26 protein-coding genes and 1 tRNA gene are annotated in these 26,234 nt (G+C 65.4%); 16 read left to right on the forward strand and 11 right to left on the reverse strand.

The genetic code is table 11. The annotated features are described in order from the left end of the window. Window positions 1-2: 2 nt before the first annotated feature. Together IFT67_RS03290 and IFT67_RS03295 are read right to left on the reverse strand one after the other, a co-directional pair. Window positions 3-458 carry a hypothetical protein gene (locus tag IFT67_RS03290; protein WP_192145020.1) on the reverse strand — a complete coding sequence of 152 codons (456 nt, stop codon included), beginning with the start codon at window positions 456-458 and terminating at the stop codon, window positions 3-5. A 4-nt stretch (window positions 459-462) separates the two neighbouring features. After that, complete coding sequence (locus IFT67_RS03295) at window positions 463-1,167, reverse strand: AAA family ATPase (protein WP_192145021.1); 705 nt, start codon at window positions 1,165-1,167, stop codon at window positions 463-465. Between the two features lie 179 nt (window positions 1,168-1,346). Here IFT67_RS03295 and IFT67_RS03300 point away from each other — a divergent pair, with 179 nt between their 5' ends. The 3 genes from IFT67_RS03300 (at window position 1,347) to IFT67_RS03310 (ending at window position 3,240) form a co-directional block, all read left to right on the forward strand. Beyond that, window positions 1,347-2,357 carry an SPOR domain-containing protein gene (locus tag IFT67_RS03300; protein ID WP_192145022.1) on the forward strand — a complete coding sequence of 337 codons (1,011 nt, stop codon included), beginning with the start codon at window positions 1,347-1,349 and terminating at the stop codon, window positions 2,355-2,357. Between the two features lie 90 nt (window positions 2,358-2,447). After that, entirely contained in the window at window positions 2,448-2,657 is a 210-nt protein-coding gene (locus tag IFT67_RS03305; RefSeq protein ID WP_192145023.1) for a hypothetical protein, read from the forward strand. A 100-nt stretch (window positions 2,658-2,757) separates the two neighbouring features. Further along, window positions 2,758-3,240, forward strand: coding sequence for a hypothetical protein (locus IFT67_RS03310; protein WP_192145024.1), 483 nt, complete (start codon window positions 2,758-2,760; stop codon window positions 3,238-3,240). 148 nt (window positions 3,241-3,388) lie between these two features. On the opposite strand, the gene serB is transcribed toward IFT67_RS03310, so the two are convergent. Beyond that, window positions 3,389-4,270 carry a phosphoserine phosphatase SerB gene (gene serB, locus IFT67_RS03315; RefSeq protein WP_192145025.1) on the reverse strand — a complete coding sequence of 294 codons (882 nt, stop codon included), beginning with the start codon at window positions 4,268-4,270 and terminating at the stop codon, window positions 3,389-3,391. Between serB and miaA the strand changes: the two genes are divergently transcribed. The 6 genes from miaA (at window position 4,263) to leuA (ending at window position 11,576) form a co-directional block, all read left to right on the forward strand. Beyond that, on the forward strand, window positions 4,263-5,192 hold the full coding sequence (gene miaA / locus IFT67_RS03320; RefSeq protein WP_192145026.1) for a tRNA (adenosine(37)-N6)-dimethylallyltransferase MiaA: 930 nt from the start codon (window positions 4,263-4,265) through the stop codon (window positions 5,190-5,192). The two genes, serB and miaA, sit on opposite strands and share 8 nt — an antisense overlap. A gap of 82 nt (window positions 5,193-5,274) precedes the next feature. After that, a complete protein-coding gene (locus tag IFT67_RS03325) occupies window positions 5,275-7,023 on the forward strand; it encodes an acetolactate synthase 3 large subunit (protein ID WP_187504607.1) in 1,749 nt (582 codons plus the stop codon). Between the two features lies 1 nt (window position 7,024). Then, window positions 7,025-7,540 (forward strand): acetolactate synthase small subunit, encoded by a 516-nt coding sequence (ilvN, locus tag IFT67_RS03330; RefSeq protein WP_056048113.1) that lies wholly within the window; start codon window positions 7,025-7,027, stop codon window positions 7,538-7,540. 106 nt (window positions 7,541-7,646) lie between these two features. Beyond that, window positions 7,647-8,666: a ketol-acid reductoisomerase gene (gene ilvC, locus IFT67_RS03335; protein ID WP_192145027.1), complete on the forward strand. Its 1,020-nt coding sequence runs from the start codon at window positions 7,647-7,649 to the stop codon at window positions 8,664-8,666. Between the two features lie 450 nt (window positions 8,667-9,116). Further along, the gene (locus tag IFT67_RS03340; protein WP_192145028.1) at window positions 9,117-9,722 is read left to right on the forward strand and encodes a YceI family protein; all 606 of its coding nucleotides are present in this window, start codon (window positions 9,117-9,119) and stop codon (window positions 9,720-9,722) included. A gap of 195 nt (window positions 9,723-9,917) precedes the next feature. Continuing rightward, a complete protein-coding gene (leuA, locus tag IFT67_RS03345) occupies window positions 9,918-11,576 on the forward strand; it encodes a 2-isopropylmalate synthase (protein ID WP_192145029.1) in 1,659 nt (552 codons plus the stop codon). 44 nt (window positions 11,577-11,620) lie between these two features. Here the strand turns inward: leuA and IFT67_RS03350 are convergent, their stop codons facing one another. The 4 genes from IFT67_RS03350 to folE form a co-directional block, all read right to left on the reverse strand. Beyond that, a complete protein-coding gene (locus IFT67_RS03350; protein ID WP_192145030.1) occupies window positions 11,621-12,298 on the reverse strand; it encodes a type 1 glutamine amidotransferase domain-containing protein in 678 nt (225 codons plus the stop codon). A 94-nt stretch (window positions 12,299-12,392) separates the two neighbouring features. Further along, the gene (locus tag IFT67_RS03355; RefSeq protein ID WP_192145031.1) at window positions 12,393-12,743 is read right to left on the reverse strand and encodes a dihydroneopterin aldolase; all 351 of its coding nucleotides are present in this window, start codon (window positions 12,741-12,743) and stop codon (window positions 12,393-12,395) included. Beyond that, a complete protein-coding gene (locus IFT67_RS03360) occupies window positions 12,736-13,494 on the reverse strand; it encodes an SDR family oxidoreductase (RefSeq protein WP_192145032.1) in 759 nt (252 codons plus the stop codon). Before IFT67_RS03360 ends, IFT67_RS03355 begins: the two co-directional genes overlap by 8 nt. Continuing rightward, window positions 13,494-14,132: a GTP cyclohydrolase I FolE gene (gene folE / locus IFT67_RS03365; protein WP_107962235.1), complete on the reverse strand. Its 639-nt coding sequence runs from the start codon at window positions 14,130-14,132 to the stop codon at window positions 13,494-13,496. The genes IFT67_RS03360 and folE overlap by 1 nt, the downstream gene beginning before the upstream one ends. A 203-nt stretch (window positions 14,133-14,335) precedes the next feature. Between folE and IFT67_RS03370 the strand changes: the two genes are divergently transcribed. Beyond that, entirely contained in the window at window positions 14,336-17,395 is a 3,060-nt protein-coding gene (locus IFT67_RS03370) for a TonB-dependent receptor (protein ID WP_192145033.1), read from the forward strand. Between the two features lie 338 nt (window positions 17,396-17,733). Here IFT67_RS03370 and fghA read toward each other — a convergent pair whose 3' ends face one another. From fghA to IFT67_RS03385, 3 genes are read right to left on the reverse strand one after another with little or no spacing between them, the layout of a single operon-like run. Next, window positions 17,734-18,567 carry an S-formylglutathione hydrolase gene (gene fghA / locus IFT67_RS03375; protein ID WP_192145034.1) on the reverse strand — a complete coding sequence of 278 codons (834 nt, stop codon included), beginning with the start codon at window positions 18,565-18,567 and terminating at the stop codon, window positions 17,734-17,736. After that, the gene (locus tag IFT67_RS03380) at window positions 18,567-18,950 is read right to left on the reverse strand and encodes a VOC family protein (protein ID WP_192145035.1); all 384 of its coding nucleotides are present in this window, start codon (window positions 18,948-18,950) and stop codon (window positions 18,567-18,569) included. Before IFT67_RS03380 ends, fghA begins: the two co-directional genes overlap by 1 nt. 10 nt (window positions 18,951-18,960) lie before the next feature. Beyond that, complete coding sequence (locus IFT67_RS03385) at window positions 18,961-20,067, reverse strand: S-(hydroxymethyl)glutathione dehydrogenase/class III alcohol dehydrogenase (RefSeq protein WP_107954987.1); 1,107 nt, start codon at window positions 20,065-20,067, stop codon at window positions 18,961-18,963. Between the two features lie 119 nt (window positions 20,068-20,186). Here IFT67_RS03385 and IFT67_RS03390 point away from each other — a divergent pair, with 119 nt between their 5' ends. The 3 genes from IFT67_RS03390 to IFT67_RS03400 all read left to right on the forward strand — a co-directional run bounded on the left by IFT67_RS03390 (window position 20,187) and on the right by IFT67_RS03400 (window position 20,957). Continuing rightward, entirely contained in the window at window positions 20,187-20,390 is a 204-nt protein-coding gene (locus tag IFT67_RS03390) for a hypervirulence associated TUDOR domain-containing protein (RefSeq protein WP_192145036.1), read from the forward strand. Between the two features lie 47 nt (window positions 20,391-20,437). Continuing rightward, the gene (locus IFT67_RS03395) at window positions 20,438-20,698 is read left to right on the forward strand and encodes an SWIB/MDM2 domain-containing protein (RefSeq protein WP_031394799.1); all 261 of its coding nucleotides are present in this window, start codon (window positions 20,438-20,440) and stop codon (window positions 20,696-20,698) included. A 182-nt stretch (window positions 20,699-20,880) separates the two neighbouring features. Beyond that, window positions 20,881-20,957: transfer RNA gene (locus IFT67_RS03400), tRNA-Arg, on the forward strand. A gap of 101 nt (window positions 20,958-21,058) precedes the next feature. On the opposite strand, the gene IFT67_RS03405 is transcribed toward IFT67_RS03400, so the two are convergent. Continuing rightward, entirely contained in the window at window positions 21,059-21,724 is a 666-nt protein-coding gene (locus IFT67_RS03405; protein ID WP_192145037.1) for a UPF0149 family protein, read from the reverse strand. A gap of 168 nt (window positions 21,725-21,892) precedes the next feature. Between IFT67_RS03405 and IFT67_RS03410 the strand changes: the two genes are divergently transcribed. From IFT67_RS03410 to IFT67_RS03420, 3 genes are all read left to right on the forward strand, one after another. Further along, a complete protein-coding gene (locus tag IFT67_RS03410) occupies window positions 21,893-22,435 on the forward strand; it encodes an RNA polymerase sigma factor (protein ID WP_192145038.1) in 543 nt (180 codons plus the stop codon). Next, window positions 22,432-23,412 (forward strand): FecR domain-containing protein, encoded by a 981-nt coding sequence (locus tag IFT67_RS20530; protein WP_192145039.1) that lies wholly within the window; start codon window positions 22,432-22,434, stop codon window positions 23,410-23,412. Before IFT67_RS03410 ends, IFT67_RS20530 begins: the two co-directional genes overlap by 4 nt. A gap of 100 nt (window positions 23,413-23,512) precedes the next feature. Continuing rightward, window positions 23,513-26,209, forward strand: coding sequence for a TonB-dependent receptor (locus IFT67_RS03420; RefSeq protein ID WP_244647145.1), 2,697 nt, complete (start codon window positions 23,513-23,515; stop codon window positions 26,207-26,209). Window positions 26,210-26,234 lie beyond the last annotated feature (25 nt).

Below are 26,234 nucleotides of genomic sequence, written 5' to 3' on the forward strand. Positions count from 1 at the left end.
TTTCAACGTTTGGGTCTTGCGGGCGGCAGTTGCGCGACGAGCGCCTCCACCTCGGGCAAGGATTGCAGGAAAGCGTCGAGCGCCTGGGTCATCAGTTGCTGCGACGAACGTCGGGTGATTGCACTCGCCAGCCGAAGCCGCAGATGCCGGTCGGCATCAAGGCGCAACGTGAACGCCGCCTTCGATCCCGGGGTCGTCGGCGCCGCCTGGCGCCTGATCCGTACGGCAGTCGCGAGCGAAACATCGGCGACGGCGATCGGCGGCGTCTCGATTCCGGCCTTCAACGCCTCGCGCTCGATCAACACGGGCGGCACGGGCGATCCCATGTCGTTCCAGCCCAGATCGTCGCCGGCATCGTCCGGCGCGCGTTCGTCCTGCGCGCGCATCGCGGGGCGTGCATCGCCCTTGCGCGCCAGCAGCGAGGACGACAGCGACGCGGCGGGTTTCGGCTGGACCATGGTCTTAGCCGACCACTCGACGGCCGAAGCCACCGGCGGCGGGGCGATGCCCTGCGGCGGTCGGCACGGTGAACACGGTACGACGGAAGTTCTTTTCCAGGCGGTCGCAGACATAGGTCCACAACGCCTCGATCTCGGCGGCCGACTTGCTCTTCGGGTCCAGCTCCATAACGGTACGTCCGTCGATCATCGACACCGCGAAGTCGGTGCGCTGGTGGATGATCGTCGGCGCCACCGTGCCGTGCTGCGACAGGGCAAGCGTGGCTTCGGCGGTGATGCGCGCTTTCGGCGTCGCCGCGTTGACGACGAAGATCAGCGGCTTGCCGGCCCGCGCACACATGTCGACGGTGGCGCCGACGGCGCGCAGATCATGGGGGCTGGGCCGGGTCGGCACGACGATCAGTTCGGCGACCTGGATCACGCTCTGGATCGCCATCGTGATCGCAGGCGGCGTATCGATCATCGCCAGCTTGAAGCCTTGTTGGCGAAGGATCTCCAGATCCGCCGCCAGCCGCGATACCGTGGTCTGGGCGAAGGCGGGGTCTTCGTCGGTGCGTTCGTTCCACCAGTCGGTCAGCGACCCCTGCGGATCGATGTCGATCAGGACCACGGGTCCGTGTCCGGCACGCTCGGCCTGGACGGCGAGATGACCCGTCAAGGTCGTCTTCCCCGATCCCCCCTTCTGCGATGCGAACGCTAGAACGCGCATAATCGGCCCAACCCCTGGTATTCGCGACGGGAGTGCCATGCGCGGCTCTAAGAAGCGGTTAACGCGGCTTCATAATGGGTTCGAATCAAGCGACATTGGTACGAAATCCGCACAAGCTCCCTTTGCCATGCGCGCCGAACGGCGGCATGGTAGCGACGAGTGGATGTTGAGGTAGAGCGATGACGGTTGGGAAGCTTCTCTTGGGTGCGGTCGCGTTGAGCGGCGTGCTCGTCGCCGTTCCCGCGATGGCCGACGTGAAGGCCGGCGTCGATGCCTGGGCCAAGGGCGATTTTCCGAAGGCGGTCGGCGAATGGCGCCCGCTCGCGATCGGCGGCGATGCCGATGCGCAGTTCAATCTCGCCCAGGCGTACAAGCTCGGCCGCGGCGTACCGCTCGATCCGGCGCTCGCCGAGAGCTGGTTCCGCAAGGCGGCGATGCAGGGGCATCAGCAGGCCGAGGACAATTACGGGCTCGCGCTGTTCCAGGCGGGGAAGAAATCCGACGCGCTGCCATGGCTTGAGAAGTCGGTTGCGCGCGGCGAACCGCGGACCCAGCTGGTACTCGGGACGATGCTGTTCAACGGCGACGGCGTCCCGCGCGATTTTCCGCGCGCCTATGCGCTGATGACCCGCGCGTCGGCGTCCGGGTTGCAGTCCGCCTCGCAGACGCTGACGCAGATGGACCAGTATATCTCGCCCGCAGACCGCGAGAAGGGCACCGCACTGGCGCAGCAATATGCGTTGCAGGCCAGGCCCGCAGCAGCACCGCGCTCGACGGTCGGACAGACGCCCGTCCCGCCGTCCCGCATCGCCGAAACGCCGCGCCCGACCAGGCTGGCGCCGAGTTCGCTGCCCGCCCGCGTTCAGCCCCCCACGCGGGAGCCGGTAGCCAAACCCGTACCCAAGCCCGTGCCACCGAAAGCCAGCGCACCGAAGCCTGCCGTCGCGAAGCCGACGCCTGTGCCAGCGCGTGCGACCGGCAACTGGCGCATCCAGCTTGGCGCCTTCCGCGACCAGAGCAATGCCGAGACGCTGTGGAACAAGGTTCGCGGCAAGCTCCGTGGCGCACAGCCTTCCTATCCCAAGGCGGGCAGCGTGACCCGGCTCCAGGCGGGCGGCTTCGCATCGAAGGCGGATGCGACGCGCGCTTGCTCGGCGGCGGGCGTGCCCTGCGTGATTGTCGCGCCCTGATCTGATCCACCGGATGGTCGCGACGAGCCGGATACTCGTGATAAGCCCGATACTCCTGATAAGCCCGATACTCCTGATAAGGACGTGCGAATGTTGTTCCTGACCCTGGCGTTGGTGTCGGCGCCGTCGACCTGCACCCAGATCAAGCAGCAATGCCGCGCGTGCCCCACCGAAAGCGGCATCAAAGGATGTTCGACAGTGGGCATAGCCTGCCAACCCACCCGTCGCGTGTGCGAACCTGCCGTCCCGCCGAAGACCGTGGCGCGAACGGATCGTGGCCTCGACAAGAGGGCGCGCTGAGCGACGTCGCCTGCTACCCGACGGTCCAGCGATCCGGTGCGGTAGGGATCAAATAGCCGGACCGGTCGTTTCGTTTCGACATCGACCGGGAGCTAGATGAATGATTTCGAAGACCTTGGCGCTGGCACTTGCCGGCGCAACGCTGTTGGCCGCGTGTTCTGGCGAGCAGCCTGCGACTACCAATACCGATGCGATGGCGGATAATGGCGTATCGCTGCGCAACCTCGCCGAGACCGAGGTGGCGGTACCCAAGCCCGAGCAGCTGACGGTCAAGGGCCGGCTGATCCCTACCCCCTCCGATCCGACGTCACGCCACTTCTTGTTGCGCGAGCGGAAAGCGGCAAGTGGCACGATCATCGCGATCCTGCGCCAGGAGCATGACGGTAAGGTCGCCTATGCGCGCACCGAGACGGATTGCGCCAATCGCCTGTTCCACGTCCTCGGCGTCGGCCCGAACCGCGCGCTGGTCGAGACCAACGTAGCGCATGATGGTCCGCTGCGCCCGATCAAGGGTTTGCCGTTACGCGAAGAACTCGCGACGTACGTGTGCAACGCGAGCGGTACGCCGTTGGCAAAGGGCTGACGCGCCACCTCTGATCCTCCCCCGCCAGGGGGAGGTGGCTGGCACTTACCAGACGGAGGGGGAGGTAAGCGAAACCAGTGTTCCGTGTCCGCCCCCTCCGTCGCCTTCGGCACCACCTCCCCCTGGCGGGGGAGGATCGCAAGAACGGCTAGTCCAAAACCCAGTGCTGCTTCGCGATACCCTGCGCATAGAGCAGCGCAGTAAGGTCGCCATGATCGATCCGCGCGGCGGCGGCCGCGGCCACAATCGGCTTAGCGTGGTACGCCACCCCCAGTCCGGCCGCCTCGATCATCGCCAGATCGTTCGCGCCATCACCGACCGCGAGTGATTCCTCCACCGCAATCCCCCGCTCGGTGATCGCGGCCCGTAGCGTCGTAAGCTTCGTATTCGACCCGACGATCGGCTTGGTCACCGTCCCGGTCAGCACGCCACGCTCGATCTCCAGCACGTTGGCGATCGCACGGTCGAACCCGATCTGCTTCGCCACCGGCTCCGCGAACCGCGTGAAGCCGCCCGATACCAGCACCGCCAGAGCGCCCCGCGACCGCATCGTCCGCACCAGCGCCGCCGCGCCCGGCATGATCTTCACGCGTTCGGTTAGGCAGCGTTCGACGTCGCTTTCCGCCAGCCCCTTCAGCAGCGCCACGCGGGCATCTAGTGCCGCCTCGAAATCGAGTTCACCGCGCATCGCGCGCTCGGTAATCTCGGCGATCTGCGGCTTGATACCGGCATAGTCGGCGAGTTCGTCGATACATTCGACGGTGATCATCGTCGAGTCCATGTCGGCGACCAGCAGCGTCTTGGTACGCGTCACGCTCGATTGAACGACCACGTCGGTACCGACGAACGCACCCTCCAGCGCAGCCCGCGCTGCATCCGGCGCCATCCCGAAGATCAGGTCGGCGGCATCCCCCTCATCGATCCAGCCGCTCGCACCCGGTGCGCAGCCTGCGTCGCGCAGGCGGTCCATCGCGGTCGAAATATCGCCTGCGGTCAGCGTGCCCGAGGCTATAAGCGTTGCCGTGAACATAGAAACTCTCCCGAAGGTCGCGCTCATCGCAGGGCCGACCGCGAGCGGCAAGTCCGCGCTCGCGCTCGCCATCGCCGCGCGCTACGACGGCGTCGTCATCAACGCCGACTCCGCGCAGGTCTATGCCGACCTCCGCATCCTCACCGCCCGCCCGTCGGCAGAAGAAGAAGCGCTCGCCCCGCACCGGCTGTTCGGCCATGTCGATGCCGCCGACGCGAGCTACTCCGCCGCGCGCTGGGCTGCCGAGGCGACGCTGGCGATTCGCGATACGCTCGCCGAGGGCAAGCTGCCGATCCTGGTCGGCGGCACCGGGCTCTATATCCGCACCTTGCTCGACGGTATCGCGCCTGTTCCCGAGATCGACCCGGCCCTTCGCGAGGATGTCCGCGCCCTCCCCGTGGCGGAGGCGCACGCCGCGCTCGCGCAACTCGACCCGCAGGCCGCGACCAAGCTCAACGCAGCCGACACAACCCGCGTCGCCCGCGCTCTCGAAGTCGTCCGCGGTACCGGCCGCACGCTCGCCGACTGGCAGACCGAGAAGGTCGGCGGGATCGGCGATACGGTCGACGTTCGCGCGCTCATCCTGATCCCCGACCGCGACTGGCTCAACACGCGCATCGACCAGCGCTTCGCCGAAATGGCCGACACCAGCCGCGAGGAGATCGCCGCGCTGCTCGCGCGCATCGACATCCCACAGGACGCTCCGATACGCCGCGCGATCGGCGTCCCCGAAATCACCGCGCTCGTTCGCGGCGAGACCTCGAAAGCCGATGCCATCGCCGCCGGATCGCTTGCCACGCGCCGCTACGCCAAGCGCCAATATACGTGGCTCCGGCACCAGCCTCCCGCTATCTGGACGCGCACCGAAGCCCTCGATCTCCCAACGCGCCTGCAGCAATTTGAAACTATATTGCTCAAATGATGTTTGACACGCATCTTTTATATCGGTAGCCGGCCCCACCACGAGACGCTAAAGGCAGCGTTCTCGCAAAGGATGATATGAAATGACCGAGAAGAGTGGAGCCGATATCCTGATCGAGGCGCTGTGCGATCTCGGCGTGGAGGTCGTCTTCGGCTATCCGGGTGGTGCCGTGCTGCCGATCTACGACGCGCTGTTCCGCAGTGGCCGGATCAAGCACATCCTCGTGCGCCACGAACAGGCTGCGACGCATGCCGCCGAGGGCTATGCCCGCTCGACCGGCAAGCCCGGCGTGGTGCTCGTCACCTCGGGTCCCGGCGCGACCAACGCGGTCACCGGGATCACCGATGCGCTGATGGATTCGATCCCGATGGTCGTGATCACCGGCCAGGTGCCGACCGCGCTGATCGGCACCGACGCGTTCCAGGAAGCCGATACCGTCGGCATCACGCGTCATTGCTCGAAGCACAACTACCTCGTGAAGGATCCCGCCAAGCTTGGCGACGTGATCCACGAGGCGTTCCACATCGCCACCTCGGGGCGTCCGGGGCCGGTGGTCGTCGACATTCCCAAGGACGTGCAGGTCGCGACCGCGCGCTACAAAAAGCCGGGGCCGATCCAGCACAAGACCTATCGCCCGCAGGTTAAGGCCGACCAGTCGCAGATCGAGCAGCTCGTCGACATGCTCGCCGCGGCCGAACGGCCGATCCTGTACACCGGCGGCGGCATCATCAATTCGGGTCCGGCCGCGAGCCAGTTGCTGTGCGAACTCGTCCGCATCACCGGCGCGCCGGTGACGTCGACGCTGATGGGCCTCGGCGCCTATCCTGCGTCTGGCCCTCAGTGGCTCGGCATGCTCGGGATGCACGGCACGTACGAGGCCAACATGGCGATGAACCAGGCCGACCTCGTCGTCGCGCTCGGCTCGCGCTTTGATGACCGCGTGACGGGGCGGCTCGACGCGTTCAGCCCGAACTCGCGGAAAGTGCATATCGACATCGATCGCTCGTCGGTGAACAAGACGGTGCGCGTCGATCTCGGTATCATCGCGGACGTCGGTCATGCGCTCGAGGACATGGTCCGGATCTGGAAGAGCCGCCAGCATCCCAAGCCCGACACGACCGACTGGCAGCGTCGCATCGCCGGCTGGCGCGCGGTGAAGTGTCTCGATTTCCCCGAGAACGACCCGAACGAGATCATGCCGCAGCGCGCGATCCGGGCGCTGTTCGACGCGACTCAAGCCCAGTCACCGATCATCACGACCGAGGTTGGCCAGCACCAGATGTGGGCCGCGCAGCATTTCGGGTTCGAGAAGCCGAACAAGTGGCTGACCAGCGGTGGTCTCGGCACGATGGGGTACGGACTGCCTGCCGCGATCGGCGCGCAGCTCGGCAACCCGAACGCCCTGGTGATCGACATCGCCGGCGAGGCCTCGATCCAGATGAACATCCAGGAGCTGGCCACCGCGTCGCAATACCGGTTGCCGGTGAAGATCTTCATCCTCAACAACCAGTATATGGGCATGGTCCGCCAGTGGCAGGAGCTCACCTATGAGAGCCGCTATGCCGAGAGCTATTCGGATTCGCTGCCCGATTTCGTCAAGCTCGGCGAGGCGTATGGCTGGAAGGGTATTCTGATCGAGACGCGCGACCAGCTCGACAGCGGGATCGCCGAGATGCTCGCCTATGACGGCCCGGTGATCGTCGATTGCCGCGTGTCGCAGCTGACGAATTGCTTCCCGATGATCCCGTCTGGCGCGGCGCATACCGACATGATCCTGCAGGCGAACGAAGTGTCCGGCACGATGGACGACGAAGCGAAGGCGCTGGTTTAAGATGCACATTTCCCAGGAAAAGGCCGAGCGGCATACGCTCGCCGTCATCGTCGACAACGAACCGGGCATCCTCGCCCGGATCGCCGGCCTGTTCACCGCGCGCGGCTATAATATCGAGAGCCTGACGGTGTCGGAGATCACTGCGGACAAGTCGGTCAGCCGGATCACCATCGTTACCAGCGCTTCGCCGGCGACGATGGAGCAGATCATCGCTCAGCTCGACCGGCTGGTGCCGGTGCACAAGGTCACCGACCTCACCGCACAGGGCGCGCACGTCGAGCGCGAGCTGGCGCTGGTGAAGGTGCGCGGCACCGGCGACCACCGGATCGAGGCGCTGCGCCTCGCCGACGTCTACCGCGCGCGCGTGGTCGATGCGACGACGTCGAGCTTCGTGTTCGAGGTCACCGGCGGGATCGACAAGATCGACAAGTTCGTCGAACTTATGGGTGAAGTCGGTCTGATCGAAGTAGCCCGAACCGGCATAGTCGCGATCGCCCGCGGCAAAGAGCCAGCCTGAATTACTGCGTCATCCTGACGAAAGTCAGGACCCAGAGCCACGATCGGCACCGCCTGGAACCCTGGGTTCCGGCGTCCGCCGGAATGACGAAAGAAGGAAGAATCCAATGCGTGTGTATTACGATCGCGACGCCGACCTGAACCTCATCACCGACAAGAAGATCGCGATCGTCGGTTACGGCTCGCAGGGCCATGCGCACGCGCAGAACCTCCGCGATTCGGGCGTCAAGGACGTCGCAATCGCACTCCGCGAGGGCTCCGCCACCGCGAAGAAGGCGATCGAGGCGGGCTTCGCGGTCAAGTCGAACAAGGAAGCCGCAGCCTGGGCCGACATCGTCATGATCCTCGCGCCCGACGAGCATCAGGCGGCGATCTACGCTGCCGACCTGCATGACGACCTCAAGCAGGGTGCGACGATCGCCTTCGCGCACGGCCTCAACGTGCATTTCGGCCTGATCGAGCCGCGCGCCGATCTCGACGTCATCATGATCGCGCCCAAAGGCCCCGGCCACACCGTGCGCAGCGAATATGTCCGCGGCGGCGGCGTCCCCTGCCTGATCGCGATCGACCAGGACAAGTCCGGCAACGCGCATGACATCGCGCTCGCTTACGCCAGCGGCGTCGGCGGCGGTCGTTCGGGGATCATCGAGACCAACTTCCGCGAGGAATGCGAGACCGACCTGTTCGGCGAGCAGGCCGTGCTGTGCGGCGGCATCACCCACCTGATCCAGGCCGGGTTCGAGACGCTGGTCGAAGCCGGCTACGCGCCGGAGATGGCGTATTTCGAGTGCCTGCACGAGACCAAGCTGATCGTCGACCTGCTGTATGAGGGTGGCATCGCCAACATGCGCTACTCGATCTCGAACACGGCAGAGTATGGCGACATCACGACGGGTCCGCGGATCATCACGTCGGAGACCAAGGCCGAGATGAAGCGCGTCCTCGCCGACATCCAGTCGGGGCGGTTCGTGAAGAACTTCATCCTCGACAACCGTGCGGGGCAGCCGGAACTGAAGGCGGCTCGCAAGCAGGCGCTGGCGCATCCAATCGAGAAGATCGGGTCGGAGTTGCGTGGGATGATGCCTTGGATTGGGAAGAATGCTCTCGTTGACAAGGCGAAGAACTGACGCGGGCGCGCGTTAGCGCGTGAGCGCGGCCGGCACGACGGAGCCTGCCCATAGGGCACGGCTTCGCCGGGGCCGACGGGCTGGCGTTCCCGCACGCTCCACACCACCCCGGCGAAGGCCGGGGCCCAATTGGGAAGGTTCGAGTAACGGAACGCTGTCTTCCGTTAGCGACGTCCCCAATTGGGCCCCGGCCTTCGCCGGGGTGGTGGTGTAAGGTAAGGGCGTTCTCCCTTACTGTTCCCTCGCGAACGCGGGGGCCCAGGATCTCGGGCGGTGATCGGGGTTTAGCTGGGCCCCCGCTTCCGCGGGGGAACGAGAGCTGGCGGTGCACTCTACCGGAAACGCGAGCGCCCCCCCACCGACCCAATTCCGAAACACAGCGTTGGCATAACGTCGTTTGACGCGCCCGCCCCGCTCGGCCAGCATCGCGCGTCAAACAGGAGACCCCGCATGCGCCTAGTCCTAGCCACGATCCTCGCCCTTACCGCCGCGCCCGTACTGGCCCAGACCGCAGGCGTCCCCGGCGCCCCCGTCAAGGCACGCGTTGCCGCCGGCACCTACGCCGTCGACCCCAACCACACGCAGGTGACGTGGGCCGTCAACCACATGGGCTTCTCGATGCTCGAAGGGCAGCTTGGCGCGTCGGGGGGCAGCATCACGATCGATCCTGCCAAGCCGAACGCGACCAAGGTCGAAGTGAATTTTGCGATCGATCAGCTCTCGGTTACCTCGGCACCGTTCGCGAACCATCTGAAGTCGAAGGACTTCTTCGACGCCGCGACCTACCCGACCGCCAAGTTCGTCTCGACCAAGGTCGTCGCGACCGGCGACAAGGCGACGATCACCGGCGACCTCACGCTCAAGGGCGTCACCAAGCCGGTCGTGCTCCAGGCGACATTCATCGGCGCCGGCGCGAACCCGATGAACAAGAAGCTCAACTTCGGCTTCCGCGCGACGACCTCGATCAAGCGTAGCGACTTCAATATCGGCGCTTACGCTCCGGTCGTGTCGGATAAGGTCGATCTGACGATCAACGCTGCGTTCTCCGCGCAATAATCTGTCAAAAATTCCTATCGCGCTGGACACGGGACGTGTCCGCGCGATAGGACGACATTAATGACGCACGGCCGCCTCCTGCTGCTCCGACTTACGCGCCCTTAGGCGCGCCGATCGTTTGCGCGGTGGCCATGCCCCGCGCCTCGCGCCTAAGGGCTGACCCGAACGCTCCCGACGATACGAGAGACACGAGCCATGCTGCGCGACCCATCGACCAAATACCGTCCCTTCCCGCAAGTCGACCTGCCCGACCGCCAATGGCCGTCGAAGACCATCGTCAAACCGCCGCGCTGGCTGTCGACCGATCTGCGCGACGGCAACCAGGCGCTGATCGACCCGATGGACGCGGAAAAGAAGACGCGCTTCTTCGACCTGCTCTGCAAGGTTGGGTTGAAGGAGATCGAGGTCGGATTCCCGAGTGCGGGTGCGACCGAGTTCGACTTCATCTCGGGCCTCGTGAAGACCGGGCGGATCCCTGACGACGTTTCGATCCAGGTGCTGACCCAGTCGCGCCGCGACCTGATCGAGACGAGCTTTGCCAGCCTGGTCGGCGCGAAGACCGCGATCGTGCATCTCTACAACGCCGTCTCGCCGGCGTGGCGCAAGATCGTGTTCGGGATGGACCGCACGCAGGTGAAGCAGATCGCTGTGGACGGCGCCAAGGTGCTGCGCGACGAAGCCGCCAAGCAGCCCAACGTCCGCTGGCAGTTCGAATATTCGCCGGAAACCTTCTCGACCGCCGAACTCGATTTCAGCCTTGAGGTCTGCGAGGCGGTAATGGACGTCCTCATGCCGACGCCCGAGAATCCGATCATCTTCAACCTGCCCGCCACCGTCGAGTGCGCGACGCCGAACATCTACGCCGACCAGATCGAGTGGTTCGGGCGCAACATCCGCAATCGCGACGCGGTGGCGATCTCGCTGCACACGCATAACGACCGCGGTACTGGCGTCGCGGCGGCGGAGCTCGGCATGATGGCGGGCGCGGACCGCGTCGAGGGCTGCCTGCTCGGCAATGGCGAGCGCACCGGCAATTGTGATCTCGTGACCGTCGCGCTCAACATGTACACGCAGGGCGTCGACCCGAAGCTCGACCTGTCGGACATCGACGGCGTCGTGAACACGGTCAATTACTGCACCAATATCCCCGTCCACCCGCGCACGCCCTATGCCGGCGACCTGGTCTTCACCGCGTTTTCGGGCTCGCATCAGGACGCGATCAAGAAGGGCTTCGCGGCGCAGGAGGCGAAGAACGACACGCTGTGGGAGGTGCCGTACCTCCCGATCGACCCCGCCGATCTGGGCCGCAGCTACGAGGCGGTGATCCGTGTCAATTCGCAGTCGGGCAAGGGCGGCGTCGCCTGGGTGATCGAGCAGGACAAGGGCTTGAAGCTGCCCAAACGGTTGCAGGCGGACTTCAGCCGGCACGTGCAGGCTTATGCCGACGAGACCAGTCGCGAGTTGAACGCGGCGGATATCTGGGGCTTGTTCGAGCGGACCTACATGCCGCAGGCCGACGACCGGGTGGAACTGCGCGACTATGAGGAGAGCGGTGCGTCAGGGCAGCGCGTGTTCATCGGCCGCGTCGCGATCGATGGCGAGGAGCGGTCGATCTCCGGACGCGGCAATGGGCTGATCTCGGGCGTGATCGCCGCGATCGCGGAGTCGACCGGGCCTACGCTCGACGTGGTCGACTACAACGAGCATGCGATCGGCCACGGCGCAGATGCGCAGGCGGCGGCGTATGTCGAATGCCGGACGGCCGAGGGCAAGACGGTGTTCGGCGTCGGCATGGACAGCGACATCGCGACGGCGTCGGTGCGTGCGGTCCTGAGCGCCGCCAATCGCGCCTGACCTTCGAAAGTACGGCCACCGGCTCAACCGGTGGCCGTTTTTCCTTACGCCAGCTTCGCCAGCAACGCCTGTGCCGCCTTTGCTGACGAGGCGGGGTTCTGGCCGGTGATCAGCAGGCCGTCCTCGACCACGTACACGCCCCAGTCGGCGGTCTTGGAATATGTGCCGCCCTTCTGCTGCAGCATGTCCTCGACCAGGAACGGTACGACATCGCTGAGCGCGACCGCGGCTTCTTCGGTGTTGGTGAAGCCGGTGACGGTCTTTCCCTTCACGAGCGGCGCACCATCGGCGGCCCTCACGTCGCGCAGCACGCCGGGTGCGTGACAGACGAGGGCGACGGGCTTGCCTGCGCCGATCGCGTCCTCGATCAGCGCGATCGATGCTGGATCGTTGGCGAGATCCCAGAGCGGTCCGTGCCCACCCGGATAGAACACCGCGTCATAGTCCGCGATCCGCATCTCGGACAGTTTGCGCGTGTCGGCGAGCGCCGCGGTGGCCTTTGCATCGCCCTCGAAACGCCGGGTCGCATCTGTCTGCGCGTCGGGCTTGGCGCTGCTTGGGTCGAGCGGCGGCTGGCCACCGGCCGGCGACGCTAGCGTGATGTCCGCACCCGCATCCTTGAACACGTAATAGGGCGCGGCGAGTTCCTCGAGCCAAAAGCCCGTCTTGCGGCCGGTATCGCCGAGATCGGCGTGCGAGGTGAGGACGACGAGAATTTTCAACTTTGGTCTCCGGATCGGGTTCGTGGAGAGAGAACGAACCGGCTCTAGGATCGGCACCTTCCGACTGTGAAACCAAATGCGTCCGGTCGAAGGACTATCGCTCCCGCACGATGCGGCAGCCGATCGCGGCATCGGGGTAGACGTCGGTCTTCATCGTCTCGATCTCGACCCGCCGCACCCGCTCGTCCGCCAGACACAGCGCGGCGATCGCCTCGCAAAGCGTTTCCTGCAAGGCGAACGGGCGCTCCGCTACCATCGCCAGGATGCCTGAACGGACGAAGTCGTAATCGAGCACTTCCCCGATCGCGTCTTCGCCAAGCGGCCCCGGATACACGACCGTCATCTCGACCGAAACGACCACGCGTTGTGGCGCGACCTCGTGCGGGTGGATGCCGAGCCGCATCATGACCTCGAGCCCGTCGAGGATCGTCGTGAACTCAGCCATGTCGTCCCTCAAACATCACGTCGCCGTCGCGCGTCAGAAACCGTTGTCCGCAGTCGACGAACACATTCTGCCCTGTCACGCCCCTTGCTGTCAGCAGCCACGCGACCGCATCCGCGACCGCCTCGGCCCCGACCGGACGCTTGAGCAAATTGTCGCTCGCCACCTCCGCGAACTCGTCCTCGCTCTGGTCTCCGCTCGGCAAGGTCAGCCCCGGCGATACCGCGTTGACCGAGATGCGCGGTCCGAGCGCCTGTGCGAGCATCGTCGTCGCCCCCTCCAGCGCGATCTTGCCGCAACTGTACGAAAAGAAGTCCGGGTTGAGGTTCGCCACCTTCTGGTCGAGCACATTGACCACCGCGCCGTCCGCGACGTCGTCCTGCGACGCGAGCGCGGACGCGAGCAACACCGGCGCGCCGCAATTGATCGCGCCGAGTTCGGCGAACAGCATCGGATCGACGGTAGGCGGTCGGTCGAACTCGAACTTGGACGCGCAGTTCACTAGCCCGTCGATCGCCCCGCCGATTGCCGACCGTGCGGCTGCAAACAGGTCGCCGATCGTGCCTAGATCGCTCAGGTCCCCAGGCACCGCAGCAGCACGCCCTCCCCCGTCGACGATCTCCGCCACCAGCGCGGCCGCCTCGTCGGGAGAATGTCCCTGATGCACGACCACGGCATGCCCGTCGGCAGCCAGCCGCCGGACGATCGCCGCACCCAACCGCTTCGCCCCGCCCGTCACCAGGACGGTTCGCATCAAACGCCGCGCCCCATCAAGGCCAGCACTTCCTTGCGGCTGCGCTCGTCGTCGCGGAACACGCCCATCATCCGGCTGGTGACCATCGTCACGCCCGGCGTGCGGACACCGCGCGCGGTCATGCAGGCATGGCTCGCCTCGATCACCACCGCGACGCCCTGCGGCTTCAGATTGTCCCAGATGCAGTCCGCCACTTCCGCGGTCAGCCGCTCCTGCACCTGGAGCCGCCGCGCGAAGCCGTGCAGCACGCGCGCGAGCTTCGAGATGCCAACGACATGATTGCGCGGCAGGTAGGCGATGTGCGCCTTGCCGATGATCGGCGCCATGTGATGCTCGCAATGCGACTGGAACGGGATGTCCTTCAGCAGGACGATCTCGTCATACCCGCCGACCTCCTCGAACACGCGTTCGAGATGTTTCGCCGGATCGTCGCCATAGCCCGCGCAATATTCCTTCCACGCACGTGCAACACGACGCGGCGTGTCTAGCAGCCCCTCGCGGGTCGGATCGTCGCCCGCCCAGCGGATCAGCGTACGGATCGCCGACGCTACGTCTTCGGGCACAATCACCTTGCCGTCGGGACCGAGTACATCTCCATCAACCGACCGCTCCTCGGCCCCGTTCAGTTCATCCCGCATCGCAACACCCTTTGTCAGCATACCCAAACATCAGAACATGGGTCCTCTTTTGCAACTGTTTCATTTGAGCAACGCGCCATAAATCCAAGTAATCCAGGCTTCAAAATGCGTTGACGCTAGATCGTTTTCGTCGTTACTTCGCCATACCTGAAAAACTAAATCGTGAATCGGCACAGACCGGCACGATCGGGGAGAGGACTGACATGGCCAAGTTCGAATTGCTCGCCGCCTCGGCGATGATACTCCTGTCGATTGCGCCGGCAATGGCTCAGACGACCACCACATCGGCTGAAAACCCCGGCCCCACCAATGGCCCCGGGCAAGAGGCGCCATCCACGCCCGGCACATCGACGCAGACCACGCCCGCCGATACCGCGGCCAGTGCCTATGCGTCGCAGGATATCGTGGTTACCGCGCAACGCCAATCGCAACGTTTGCAGGATGTTCCGATTGCAGTGAGCGCTTTTACCGCGGACACGATCTCGAAGCAGCAGATCGTCAACCCGAGTGCGCTCCAGCAGACGCTGCCCAACGTCACCTTCACCAAGACCAATTTCACCACGTCGAGCTTCACGATCCGCGGCATCGGCGACCTCTGCGTCGGCGCGACCTGCGACCAGGCGACCGCGATCCACGTCAACGACATGCCGCTGGTCACCACGCGACTGTTCGAAAGCGAGTTCTTCGATCTCGAGCGGATCGAGGTCCTGCGCGGGCCGCAGGGTACGTTGTTCGGCCGCAACGCGACCTCGGGCGTGGTCAACTTCATCACCGCCAAGCCCGACCTGTCGGGGGTCCATGCCTCCGCCGAGGCCGAGTACGGCAATTACGATTCGAAGCGCGCCCGCGCGATGATCAACCTGCCCTTCACCGATACGCTCGGCATCCGCGTCGCGGGCACGTATCTCAATCGCGACGGCTATACCAAGAACACCTATGACAATTCGAAAATCGACGGACGCGACCTGTATTCGATCCGTGGCACGTTGTCGTGGGAGCCGACCAACGATACCCGTGTTGACCTGATCGGCTATTATTTCCGCGAGAAGGACAATCGCAGCCGCATCCAGAAGCAGCTCTGCCACCGCGATCCGACCGGCATCCTGGGCTGCCTTCCCGATCGGCTGGCCAACGAGACGCCGAACGGCAACTCGACGCTGGCCGCGACGCTCGCATCCACCCAATATTTCGGGATCGCCGGCACGCAGCTCGGGCATCCGGAGATTGCCGCGATCGGCCTGCAAAACCTGTATGCGACCGACACCTATGCCGGGGTCGTCAATCCCGGCGACGTCCGCACCGTCCGGATCGATTCCAACCCGACCTATTTCGCCGAGGAAGAGCAGTACACGGCCAAGATCTTCCATGATTTCGGTCCGGTTTCGTTCAACTTCACGGGCGGGTTCTCACGCAACACGGTCGACAGCACGACCGACTTCAACCTCGCAGTCGAGAACCCACTCGCGGCCAATGTCGGCCTGAACACGCTGAACGCGATCGGCCGCCCCGGCGTGGTGATCCCGCTGCCCGGCGGCGCGCTGGTCAACACCGGCTATCTCAATGGCGTCCGTTCCGTGCTGATCCCCAATGGCCCGGCCGGCGGCGCGTGCCAGTCGGGTGCCGATACGAACAATGTCGGCGTGTTCGGCGGCAACGGCATCGGCTGTTATGCGCAGAGCCTCGACGTCGATCGCTCGCGCCAGGTAAACCGGCAATATTCGGCCGAGGCGCATATCGACAGTTCGTTCGACGGCATGTTCAACTTCCTGCTCGGCGGCATCTATGTGGACTCGCGCAGCCAGAACACCGACTATTTCGTCAACGCGTTCGGGCTTGATTACGCATCGGGCGTGCTCGGCGCAGCCAGCTCAGCGGCGATCCCGGGCGTCAACGGCAACGCGTTCCTCGCGACGCCGTTCTACCGCAACGACGGTGACGATTTCCGCCTGAAATCCTACGGGATCTTCGGCGAGACCTATTTCGAGTTCAACGACAAGCTGAAGCTGACGCTCGGCCTGCGCTACAATCACGACGAGAAGGACGTGAAGGCGCGCAACATCACGTTGAACGTGCTCACCCCGATCGGCGCGTCGAACATGACGCAGGGGCTGAACTACACCACCACCGACTTCGACTCCACGCGCGCCGGGGTGCAGGAATATGCGCTCGACAAGGTCAGCTTCTCGCGGCTGACGGGGCGTGCGGTGATCGACTACAAGATCTCGCCCGACAATCTGATCTACGCGTCCTACTCGCGCGGCTACAAGTCGGGCGGCATCAATCCGCCCTTGCCCGCGACCTTCTCGGTGCCGACCACCTTCACGCCCGAGAAGATCGACTCGTTCGAGATCGGCTCGAAGAATACGTTCGGTAACGGCGCGTTGCGGCTCAACGTCACGGGCTTCTACTACAAGTACAAGCAGTTGCAGCTGAGCCGGATCGTCGCGCGGACCGCGGTCAACGACAATGTCGACGCCAATGTCTACGGCGTCGAGGCGGAAGCGATCCTCAGCCCGATCCCCGCGTTCGTCGTCAACATGAACGCGAGCTACCTCCACAGCGAGGTGTCGGCGGACAAGTTCCTGGTCAATCCGCGCGATCCGTCGGGCGGCCGCTCCGACGCGGTGATCATCAAGGACCTGCAAAGCGCCGCCAACTGCGCGGTCGTGCCGACCACCGCGGGCAATATCGTCGGCGTGAACACCTATGTCGCCGCGGTGAACTCAGGTCTCGGCCTGCGCGGACCCGTGTCGATCCCGTCGACCAACACGACCGGCGCGTACAGCCTTTGCTCGGTTCTCGCCGCGACCGCGGCCAATCCACCGGCGCCACTCCGTGCGCTGTTCGGTGTGCCGACCGGTGCGCTGCCGTACAGCGTCATCGACGGCGTCGGAGTCAACATCCGCGGCGGCAAGCTGCCCCAAGCACCGACCTACAAATTCTCGGCGGGCGCGCAGTACACGATCGGGTTCGGCAATGGCATGTCGATCGTGCCCCGCGTGGATCTCAACTACACCGGCGGCTTCACCGCATCGATCTTCAACCAGTTGGTTGACCGCGTGCAGGGCTATGAGGTGGTCAACGCGCAGGTGCAGTTGAACGGCGCCGACGACCGCTGGTTCCTGCGCGGCTTCGTGCAGAATTTGACGAACAATGACTCGATCACGGGGCAGGCGGTCGGCGACCAGTCGTCGGGGCTGTTTACGAATATCTTCACGATCGACCCGCGGCGGTATGGGATTGCGGCTGGGTTCAAGTTCTGAGGGGGGGCTGAAGCGATCCTCCCCCGCCAGGGGGAGGTGGCGCTGAAGGCGTCGGAGGGGGCGGACACGGAGCAGAGGTGTGCGCGCGTGCCTCCCCATCCATCTGGCAAGTGCCAGCCACCTCCCCCTAGCGGGGGAGGATTTCAAGGCGCCCTCCCCCCTCGCAAAGGCGGGGACGCTGACCTGGCTCCTGCCTGCGTGGCAGAACCGGGAAGAGTAAGGTCGCGTACGACCAACAACCCTCAATAGTTCGAAGGGGAGAGCCCCCAACTTGCTCCCCTTCCTGGAAGGGAGGGGGAAGATAGCAGATGCCCGTCCTTACCGACGAGGGGAGCCGGTCACTTCAGGCGCTCGGCGTGCCACGCCACATGATCCGCCATGAAGGTCGAGATGAAGTTGTAGCTGTGGTCATACCCAGGCTGCATCCGTAGCGTCAGATCGATCCCTGCCGCCTTGCAAGCCGCTGCCAGCAACTCAGGCTTCAACTGCTCCGCCAGAAAGCCGTCGGCATCGCCTTGGTCTACCAGGACCTCTTCCACCCGCGCGCCATCTTCGATCAACGCACACGCGTCATACGCCCGCCACGCCGTCCGGTCCGCCCCGAGATATCCGCCAAGCGCCTTCTCGCCCCACGGGCACTGCAACGGCGCCACGATCGGCGCGAACGCCGACACGCAACGGAACCGGTCCGGGTTGCGGAGCGCGATCGTCAGCGCGCCGTGGCCACCCATCGAGTGGCCGAATATCCCCTGCCGCGCCATATCTGCCATCGGAAATTCCGCGCCGATCAGCGCTGGCAGTTCGTCCTCGACATACGACCGCGTCCGGAAGTTATTCGCCCAAGGCTGTTCGGTCGCATCGACATAGAAGCCCGCGCCCTTGCCGAAGTCGTACGCCTCGTCATCCGGCACGTCGTCCCCGCGCGGCGACGTATCCGGCGCGACCAGGATCACGCCCAGTTCTGAACACGCGCGCCGATACTCGCCCTTGTCCATGACGTTGGCGTGGCTGCAGGTCAGCCCCGACAGGAACCACAGCACCGGCAACCGCGCGCCCTCGTCATGCGGCGGCACGTAGACCGCGAAGGTCATGTCGGTGCCGGTCGCGGTCGAGGCGTGGCGGTAGACGCCCTGCGTGCCGCCATAGGCCTTGCTGGTGGAAACGGTCTCCATCACGCGACCCGGTGCGCGGCGCAAAGCTTGTTGCCCGACGGGTCGCGCAGATAGGCGAGATACAGCGTTCGAGCGGCGGTACCCTGGCGGATACCGGGGGGATCCTCGCAGGCGGTGCCGCCGTTCGCGAGGCCAGCGGCGTGCCACGCATCGGCGGCCTCGGGCGACGCGGCGACGAAGCCCATCGTGCTGCCGTTGCCATGGCTCGCCGGCTGCCCGTCGATCGGCTGGGTCAGCAGGAAGCGGCCGCCGGCGTGCGCATAGACCACCCTCCCCCATTCATCGACGACGCCTTCGGGTACGCCGAGCGCACCCAACGCCGCGTCATAGAACGTCTTCGACGCGGCGATATCGTCAGCGCCGAGCATGATATGACTGAACATGGACCGCCTCTCAGTAGATCACGACGGAGCGGATGCTCTCGCCGGCATGCATCAGGTCGAAGCCCTTGTTGATCTCGTCGAGCGTCAGGCGGTGCGTGATCATCGGGTCGATCTCGATCATGCCGTTCATGTACCAGTCGACGATCTTCGGGGTATCGGTGCGCCCGCGCGCGCCGCCGAACGCGGTGCCGCGCCAGTTGCGCCCGGTGACGAGCTGGAACGGCCGCGTCGAGATCTCCTTGCCCGCCTCGGCCACCCCGATCACGATCGAAGTGCCCCAGCCGCGGTGGCACGCCTCGAGCGCCTGCCGCATCACCGTCGTGTTGCCGGTCGCGTCGAACGTATAGTCCGCGCCGCCATCGGTCAGCGCGACGATGTGCTGGACGATATCGCCCACATCCTTGGGGTTGGCGAAGTGTGTCATGCCGAAGCGCCGGCCCCATTCCTCGCGGTCCGGGTTGATGTCGACGCCGACGATCATTCCTGCGCCGGCCAGCCGTGCGCCCTGGATGACGTTGAGCCCGATCCCGCCGAGTCCGAACACGACGACCGTGTCGCCTGGCTGGACCTTCGCCGTATGCACCACCGCGCCGACCCCGGTCGTCACGCCGCAGCCGACATAGCACGAGGTATCGAACGGCGCGTCCTCACGGATCTTCGCCACCGCGATCTCGGGCAGCACGGTGAAGTTCGAGAAGGTCGAGCAGCCCATGTAATGGAAGATCGGCTGCCCCTTGTAGCTGAACCGCGTCGTGCCGTCGGGCATCAGCCCCTTGCCCTGCGTCGCGCGGATCGCGGTGCACAGGTTCGTCTTCTGGCTGAGGCACGACTTACACTGGCGGCATTCGGGGGTGTAGAGCGGGATGACGTGATCGCCGACCGCAACGCTGGTCACACCTGCGCCGATCTCGCGAACGATGCCGGCGCCCTCATGGCCCAGCACGCTCGGAAACAACCCTTCCGAATCAAGCCCGTCGAGCGTGTACGCGTCGGTATGGCAGATGCCCGTCGCCATGATTTCGACGAGGACTTCGCCGAATTTCGGTCCTTCGAGGTCGAGTTCGACGATCTCGAGCGGTTTTTTTGCCTCGAAGGCTACGGCGGCGCGGGTCTTCATGGGTGGGTCTCCTTGATTGCCGCCCTGATGCCCCCAGCGCCCCGCCTCCGCAACCCGCGGACGATGCAACCAATCCGCTCGTGCGGCGCTTGATCCTTTCAAATCAAGGAGATGGCGCGATGAAGGATCCGAAGAAGGGCGACGAGGTCACCTGGAAATCGCACGGCGGCGAGGCGCACGGCACGGTCGAAAAGAAGCAGACCAGCGACACGAAGATCAAGGGCCACACCGTCAAGGCGTCCGAGGAGGAGCCCCAGTTCATCGTAAGGAGTGACAAGGGCGGCAAGGCAGCGCACAAGGCGGACGCGCTCACCAAGGCGTGACCACGCGCGCAGTGCCTAACGCACGTGCGCAACAGGAAGGAATGCTTATGGCTACAGCTCCCAAGACCGGCGGCATCCACGCCCCCGTCCAGCCTTCTCCCGAGCTCGGCGAGATCGTCGGCAACGACAAGCTCCCGCGCAGCGAAGTGATCAGCAAGGTCTGGGTCTACATCAAGGCCCACAACCTGCAGAACCCCGAGAACAAGCGCGAGATTCTGGCTGACGAGAAGCTGAAGAAGGTCTTCGGGCGTGACAAGTGCACGATGTTCGAGATGAACAAGTACATCTCGCAGCACGTCAAGGCCTAACCGCCCGCACTGCACGGCAAGCGGCGACGGGGCATCGTAAGCGATACCCGTCGCCCTTGATCGGACCCCACCGAGGGTTTGAACTATCGAAATATTGCCGTCGCCCGAATGCTATCGGGCACGACTGGACGCCAGCCCAAAGCTTGATCGTCCCACCCGACCGGCGTATTGCGCCGACCGATGCCCCCGTAGCTCAGCCGGATAGAGCGACGGTTTCCTAAACCGTAGGCCGCGTGTTCAAATCTCGCCGGGGGCACCACCACGCGCCTAAAATCCGATCGCCTGGCGATCGAGCTCGAAATCTCGAGCTACGGAATTCCGACTAGCGGCTTTCAGGACCGCGTCGATCTAACCCGAAAATCATCCGCAACAGCGCTTGGACTTGACCCCGGATCCGCACCGGCATGGATCGTTCCGGCCGATCTTCGTAGCCGTCGGCGGGAGCGCTGTCATCGAGCCAGGCTCGCCGGCGCGGAGGCGCGCCGCGTACAGCCGCACGATGCTGTCGTTCAGATCAGCCAGCGCCCGATCGTTGACGACGTTGATCTCGATACTGTCGAGAGGGCTTTCGTCATGCGCGATCGCGATCAGGGACGACAGGCGTGCCAGCGCGTCGGCGGCGTCGTGGTCTGCCCCGGCGGCAAGCATCGCCCAACTGTCGGGACGCAACGCCATCGCCTCGGAAAAACCGTCGACCCACAGCTCCCAGAGCACCTCGCCATTGCGTTCGTCGACGTCGAAGATCGGCTGAGGCTTGCCGCGGCCCAGATCGCGGACGATCTCGGTGCAGCGCGCCGTTACCGCATCGACGAACCACTGGACGTCGGCGGGATCCTCGAAGGGCGCGGTCTCGCCGTCATCGATACCCCATATACCTTGCAGCCATTCGCTCGGCGGAATTCGGTCCGGGCCGACGACGATGCCGGTGAGGAAGCCGTCCAGTTCGGTGAGCAGCATCGGCTCGTCGAGAGGAAGATCGGCAAGCGCTCCGTCGAGCCGACGGAAGCGGGAAGGAAAGTGTCTCATTCGTTTCGATCAATTACGCTGGAAAAGAGGCGTGCATCATAGCGCGAACCACCTCGGCTACTAGCGCCGAGTAGGCCGACGGTGCCGATCGCAGGCACGGCAAAGTGCGGTGTCGAGGCGCGTGCGCATAGCCGTTGACGGCCGATGCGGACCCTTTAGACCGTGGCTATGGGCGCGGCGGGTAAGAGGTCGTCCGATCCGGGCGAGAGGGCGACGATCCTCCGGACGCTGGTCGAGACGTATAGCCGACCGCTGAGCCGGTACTTCAATCGGCGCGTGGCGGCGTCGCACGACGTTCCCGACCTGGTGCAGGAGGTGTTCCTGCGGCTCAGCCGGCTGGCGGACCCGAACGACATTCGCCAACACGACAGCTTCATCTTCGTGACCGCCGCCAACGTCCTCAAGGATCAGGCGCGCCGAAACCGGGGGCGCGGCGCCGGGTTGTCCGATCCGATCGACGATCTTTCCATCGAAAGTTCGGATTTCGCGCCGGACCGCGTCTTGGAGAGTAGGCATATCGCCGACGCGCTGCGTCGTGCGCTTGCCGAACTGCCCGAACGGACGCGCGACGTGTTCGTGCTCAGGATGCTGGAGGGATTGAAGATGGCCGATGTCGCGCACGCCATGGCGATCTCGACGCGCGCCGCGGAAAAGCATCAGGCGCGCGCGTTGGCGCATGTCGCGGAACGGCTGAAGGACTGGCGACGGTGACCGATCCCGCGATGATCGAAGCGGCGGAATGGGCCGAGCAGCTCGACCGCGACTGTGACGGCACGACGCGTACACGGTTCGACGACTGGCATGCGCGGCCCGGCCACGCAGCAGCGTGGGCGGCGGTATCCGACGCGCGCGCGACCAGCGCGACGCTCGCGGACCATCCCGACATGCTGGTGCTGCGGCACGCCGCGGTGGCGCGAGCGGCGCTGGGTCGCGAGCCGCCACGGGTCGCGCCGTGGATGCTGGCCGCGGCCGCCTGCGCCGCAGTGGTCGCGCCGTTGACGCTCTGGCGCTTCGCCGACGATGCGCCCGCCGCGCGGATCGCCGAGACACCGGTGTACCGGACGGCAACCGGTCAGCGCCTCATGGTCACGCTGACCGATGGATCACGCCTGACGCTCGATACCGATAGCCGGGTTCGGATGGCGTACACCGCCAGCGAACGGCGTCTGGTGCTGGAACGCGGACAGGCGCTGTTCGAGGTCGCGAAGCACCAGCGCCGCCCGTTCGTCGTGACCGCCGGTGCGCAATCGGTCACCGCGCACGGCACCGCGTTCGACGTGCGGTTCGATCCGCATGCGGTGCAGGTCGCGCTGGTCGAGGGGCTGGTGAGCGTCGCCACCAAGGGCGTGCACGGCAAGCCCGTCGCGATGGTACCGGACGACGTCCTCACCGCGTCGGTTGGGGGCGTATCGGTGCAGCACATACCCGGTCGTGCGCTCGCGCTGTCGAGCTGGAGCGAAGGCCGGCTCGTGTTCGAGGACGAGACCTTGCGCCAGGCGGTCGCCGAGATGAACCGCTACGGCGCCCCGCAGATCGTGATCACCGACGCAGAGGCAGGGCGGTTGCGGATCAGCGGTGCGTTCCGGACGGGCGAGGTGCAGCCGTTCCTCGATGCGCTCGAAATGGGCTTTCCGGTCACGGTCGACCGGCACGCGAACGGCGGCATAACGATCGCCTCGAAAAAATAATCGACCCGACGGTATAAAGGCGGTTCGGGTTTTTCGAACGCACGCGTCTTTACCCTTGGATCGACCCCGGAAGAGGGATCGCACGAACAGGGAGGATTGCATGACATCCACAGGCAGGACCGTGCTGTTGCGCGGCATGATGATGACCGCTTTGGCACTCACCGCGGGCGGTATCCCGATCGGCGTGACCGCACAGGCTGCGGTCGGCGTGCGGATCGCGCGGCAGGACATGAGCACCGCGTTGCTCGCCTTCTCGCGCCAGAGCGGCAAGCAGATCCTGTTCTCCCCCAACCTCGTCCGTGGCAAGACCGCGCGTGCGGTCACCGGCCGGATGGACGTCGGCGATGCGCTGACCACGATCCTGAAGGGCTCGGGGCTCGGTCACCGCCTGACGCCAAGCGGCGCGTATCTGATCGTCGACGCGCAGGATCAGGCGGCAGGCACGACGCCGGCGGCGGTACAGGTCGCTCCGGCTCAGGCGCCCGCCGACCAGCCTGCCGCACAGGCTCCCGAGGAACCTGCCCCGGATATCGTCGTGATCGGCACTGCGGGCGCGGGCACGCGTCGGCAGGATGCGGCGTTCGCGGTCACCACGATCGACAGCACGATGGCGCAGCGGCTCGGCACCGCCAGCACCGCGGAAGTCCTCCGCGCGGTACCGGGCGTCAGTACCGAAAGCTCGGGCGGCAAAACCGGCGCGAACATCTTCGTGCGTGGCTATCCGTCGGGTGGCGATGCGGAATACGTCACTTTCCAGACGCAGGGCGTGCCGTTCTTCCCGCCGCCGACACTGTCGTTCCTGGAGAACACGCAGCTGATCCGGATCGACGAGACGATCCAGCGGGTCGAGGCGGTCCGCGGCGGCACCGGCGCACTTTTCTCGAACGGCCAGCCCGGCCTGACGGTCAACCTCGTCCAGCGCGAGGGCAAGCAGACGCCGGCCGGGTTGCTCAAGCTCAGCGGTACGGACTTCGGCGAGTTCCGCGTCGACAGCTATGTCTCCGGCCCGATCGACGACAGCACGACCTACATGCTCGGCGGCTATTACTCGACCTCGCGCGGCATTCGCGACGCGCAGTTCGAGGCGGAGCGTGGCGGCCAGATCACCGGCAACATCCGGCATGATTTCGACAAGGGCTCGATTCTGCTGTTCGGTCGCTATCTCGACGATCGCGGCCAGTGGCTGCTGCCGATCCCGGTCGTGCAGGACGGCGACAAGATCCGCGAATATGCCGGGTTCGATGCCGGCACTGGAACGCTGGTCGGGCGCGACACGCGGATCGGCGTGCGCAACGACGGCAGCCGGGTCGATCTGGCCGACGGGCGCAGCGCGAAGATCTACAATCTCGGCGGCAACTTCGACTATGAACTCGGCAGCGGAATCACGGTCCGCGATCGCGGCAGCTGGATGGAGGGCGATGCCGATACGATCGGTCTCGTCCCCGGCGGCACCCCGCCGATCACCGCCGCCGCCTATGCCGCCGGTCGGGGCGGAACGATCGGGTCGCTAACGTTCGCGACCGGCGGTGCTGCGGCGTCACCCAACCAGGCGGTCGTCGAGGCCGGGCTCTGGAGCGTCGAGAAGCACATCCAGGCGTTCGTCAACGATTTCGCGCTGGAGTGGAAGTCGGGCAGCAACACGCTGACCGGCGGCGTCTATTACACGCGCTACAAGTCGCGTGATCGGTGGAACCTCGGCAACAGCATGCTGCTCACCGCCGAGCCCAATGCGCGCCGGCTCAATCTGACGCTGGCGGACGGCCGGATCGTCACGCGCGACGGCTTTTCGGGCGGTTCGACGTTCAAGGTCAACGCGCGCTACACCGGTGAGGACGTCGCGGGCTATGCGGTCGACGAACTGCAGATCACCGACAAGCTGCGCGTCGATGGCGGCGTGCGCTGGCAGCACCACTCGGTAGATGGCACGCTCGAGAACCTCGCGGGCACGGTGCCGGCGGCGGGCGCGGACGGCAATCCGCTGACGCTGTACGACAATGGCGACGCGCAGTTGAACGGCACTTTCCGGACGATCCGCTATCGCGGCGACGCCTGGTCGTGGACCGGTGGCGTCAATTACGACCTGACCCGCCAGGTCGGCGCATTCGTCCGCTACAGCCGCGGCAACAGCTTCCCGTTCTTCGACAATCTGCGCGACGGCATCGACGTCGCGCCGCAGGTCGACAGCTATGAGGGCGGCGTGAAGGTCTCGACCGGGATCGCAAACCTGTACGCGACGGTGTTCCACAACACCTTCGACGGGCTCGCGACGACGGTCATCACCAGCGGTGCACCGATCGCGTCGGTCGGTGGCGCCAAGGCGACCGGTGTCGAGTTCGAAGGCCAATTGCGCCCGTTCGGCGGGTTCACGCTGAGCGGCTCGGCGACCTATCTCGACGCCAAGTACCGCGACTTCTTCACCGATGGCGGCCGGACCGATCTGACCGGCAACCGGGTGCAGCGCCAGCCGAAATGGCAGTGGCGCGTAACCCCCGCCTATGATCTCGAGCTTGGCGGCGATGCGAAGGCGGGTGTGTATGCGACGGTCGGCTATGTCGGCGACCGGTTCTCCGACGTCCAGAACGCTCAGGTCCTGCCGGGCTATTACAAGCTCGATGCGGGCGTCACGCTCGACGTCACCCGGCAGATCCAGTTCCAGGTGATCGGCGACAATCTGACCGACGAGATCGGGCTGACCGAGGGCAATCCGCGTACGCTCGGATCGCAGGGCAGCGGCACGATTTTGGCACGGCCGATCGTCGGTCGGTCGATCCGGTTCGCCGCCGCGTTCAAGTTTTGATAAGAGCTTAGGCGATCGATCCTGC

Origin of the sequence: Sphingomonas sp. CFBP 13728, assembly GCF_014841895.1 — a bacterium.
Classification (GTDB): domain Bacteria; phylum Pseudomonadota; class Alphaproteobacteria; order Sphingomonadales; family Sphingomonadaceae; genus Sphingomonas.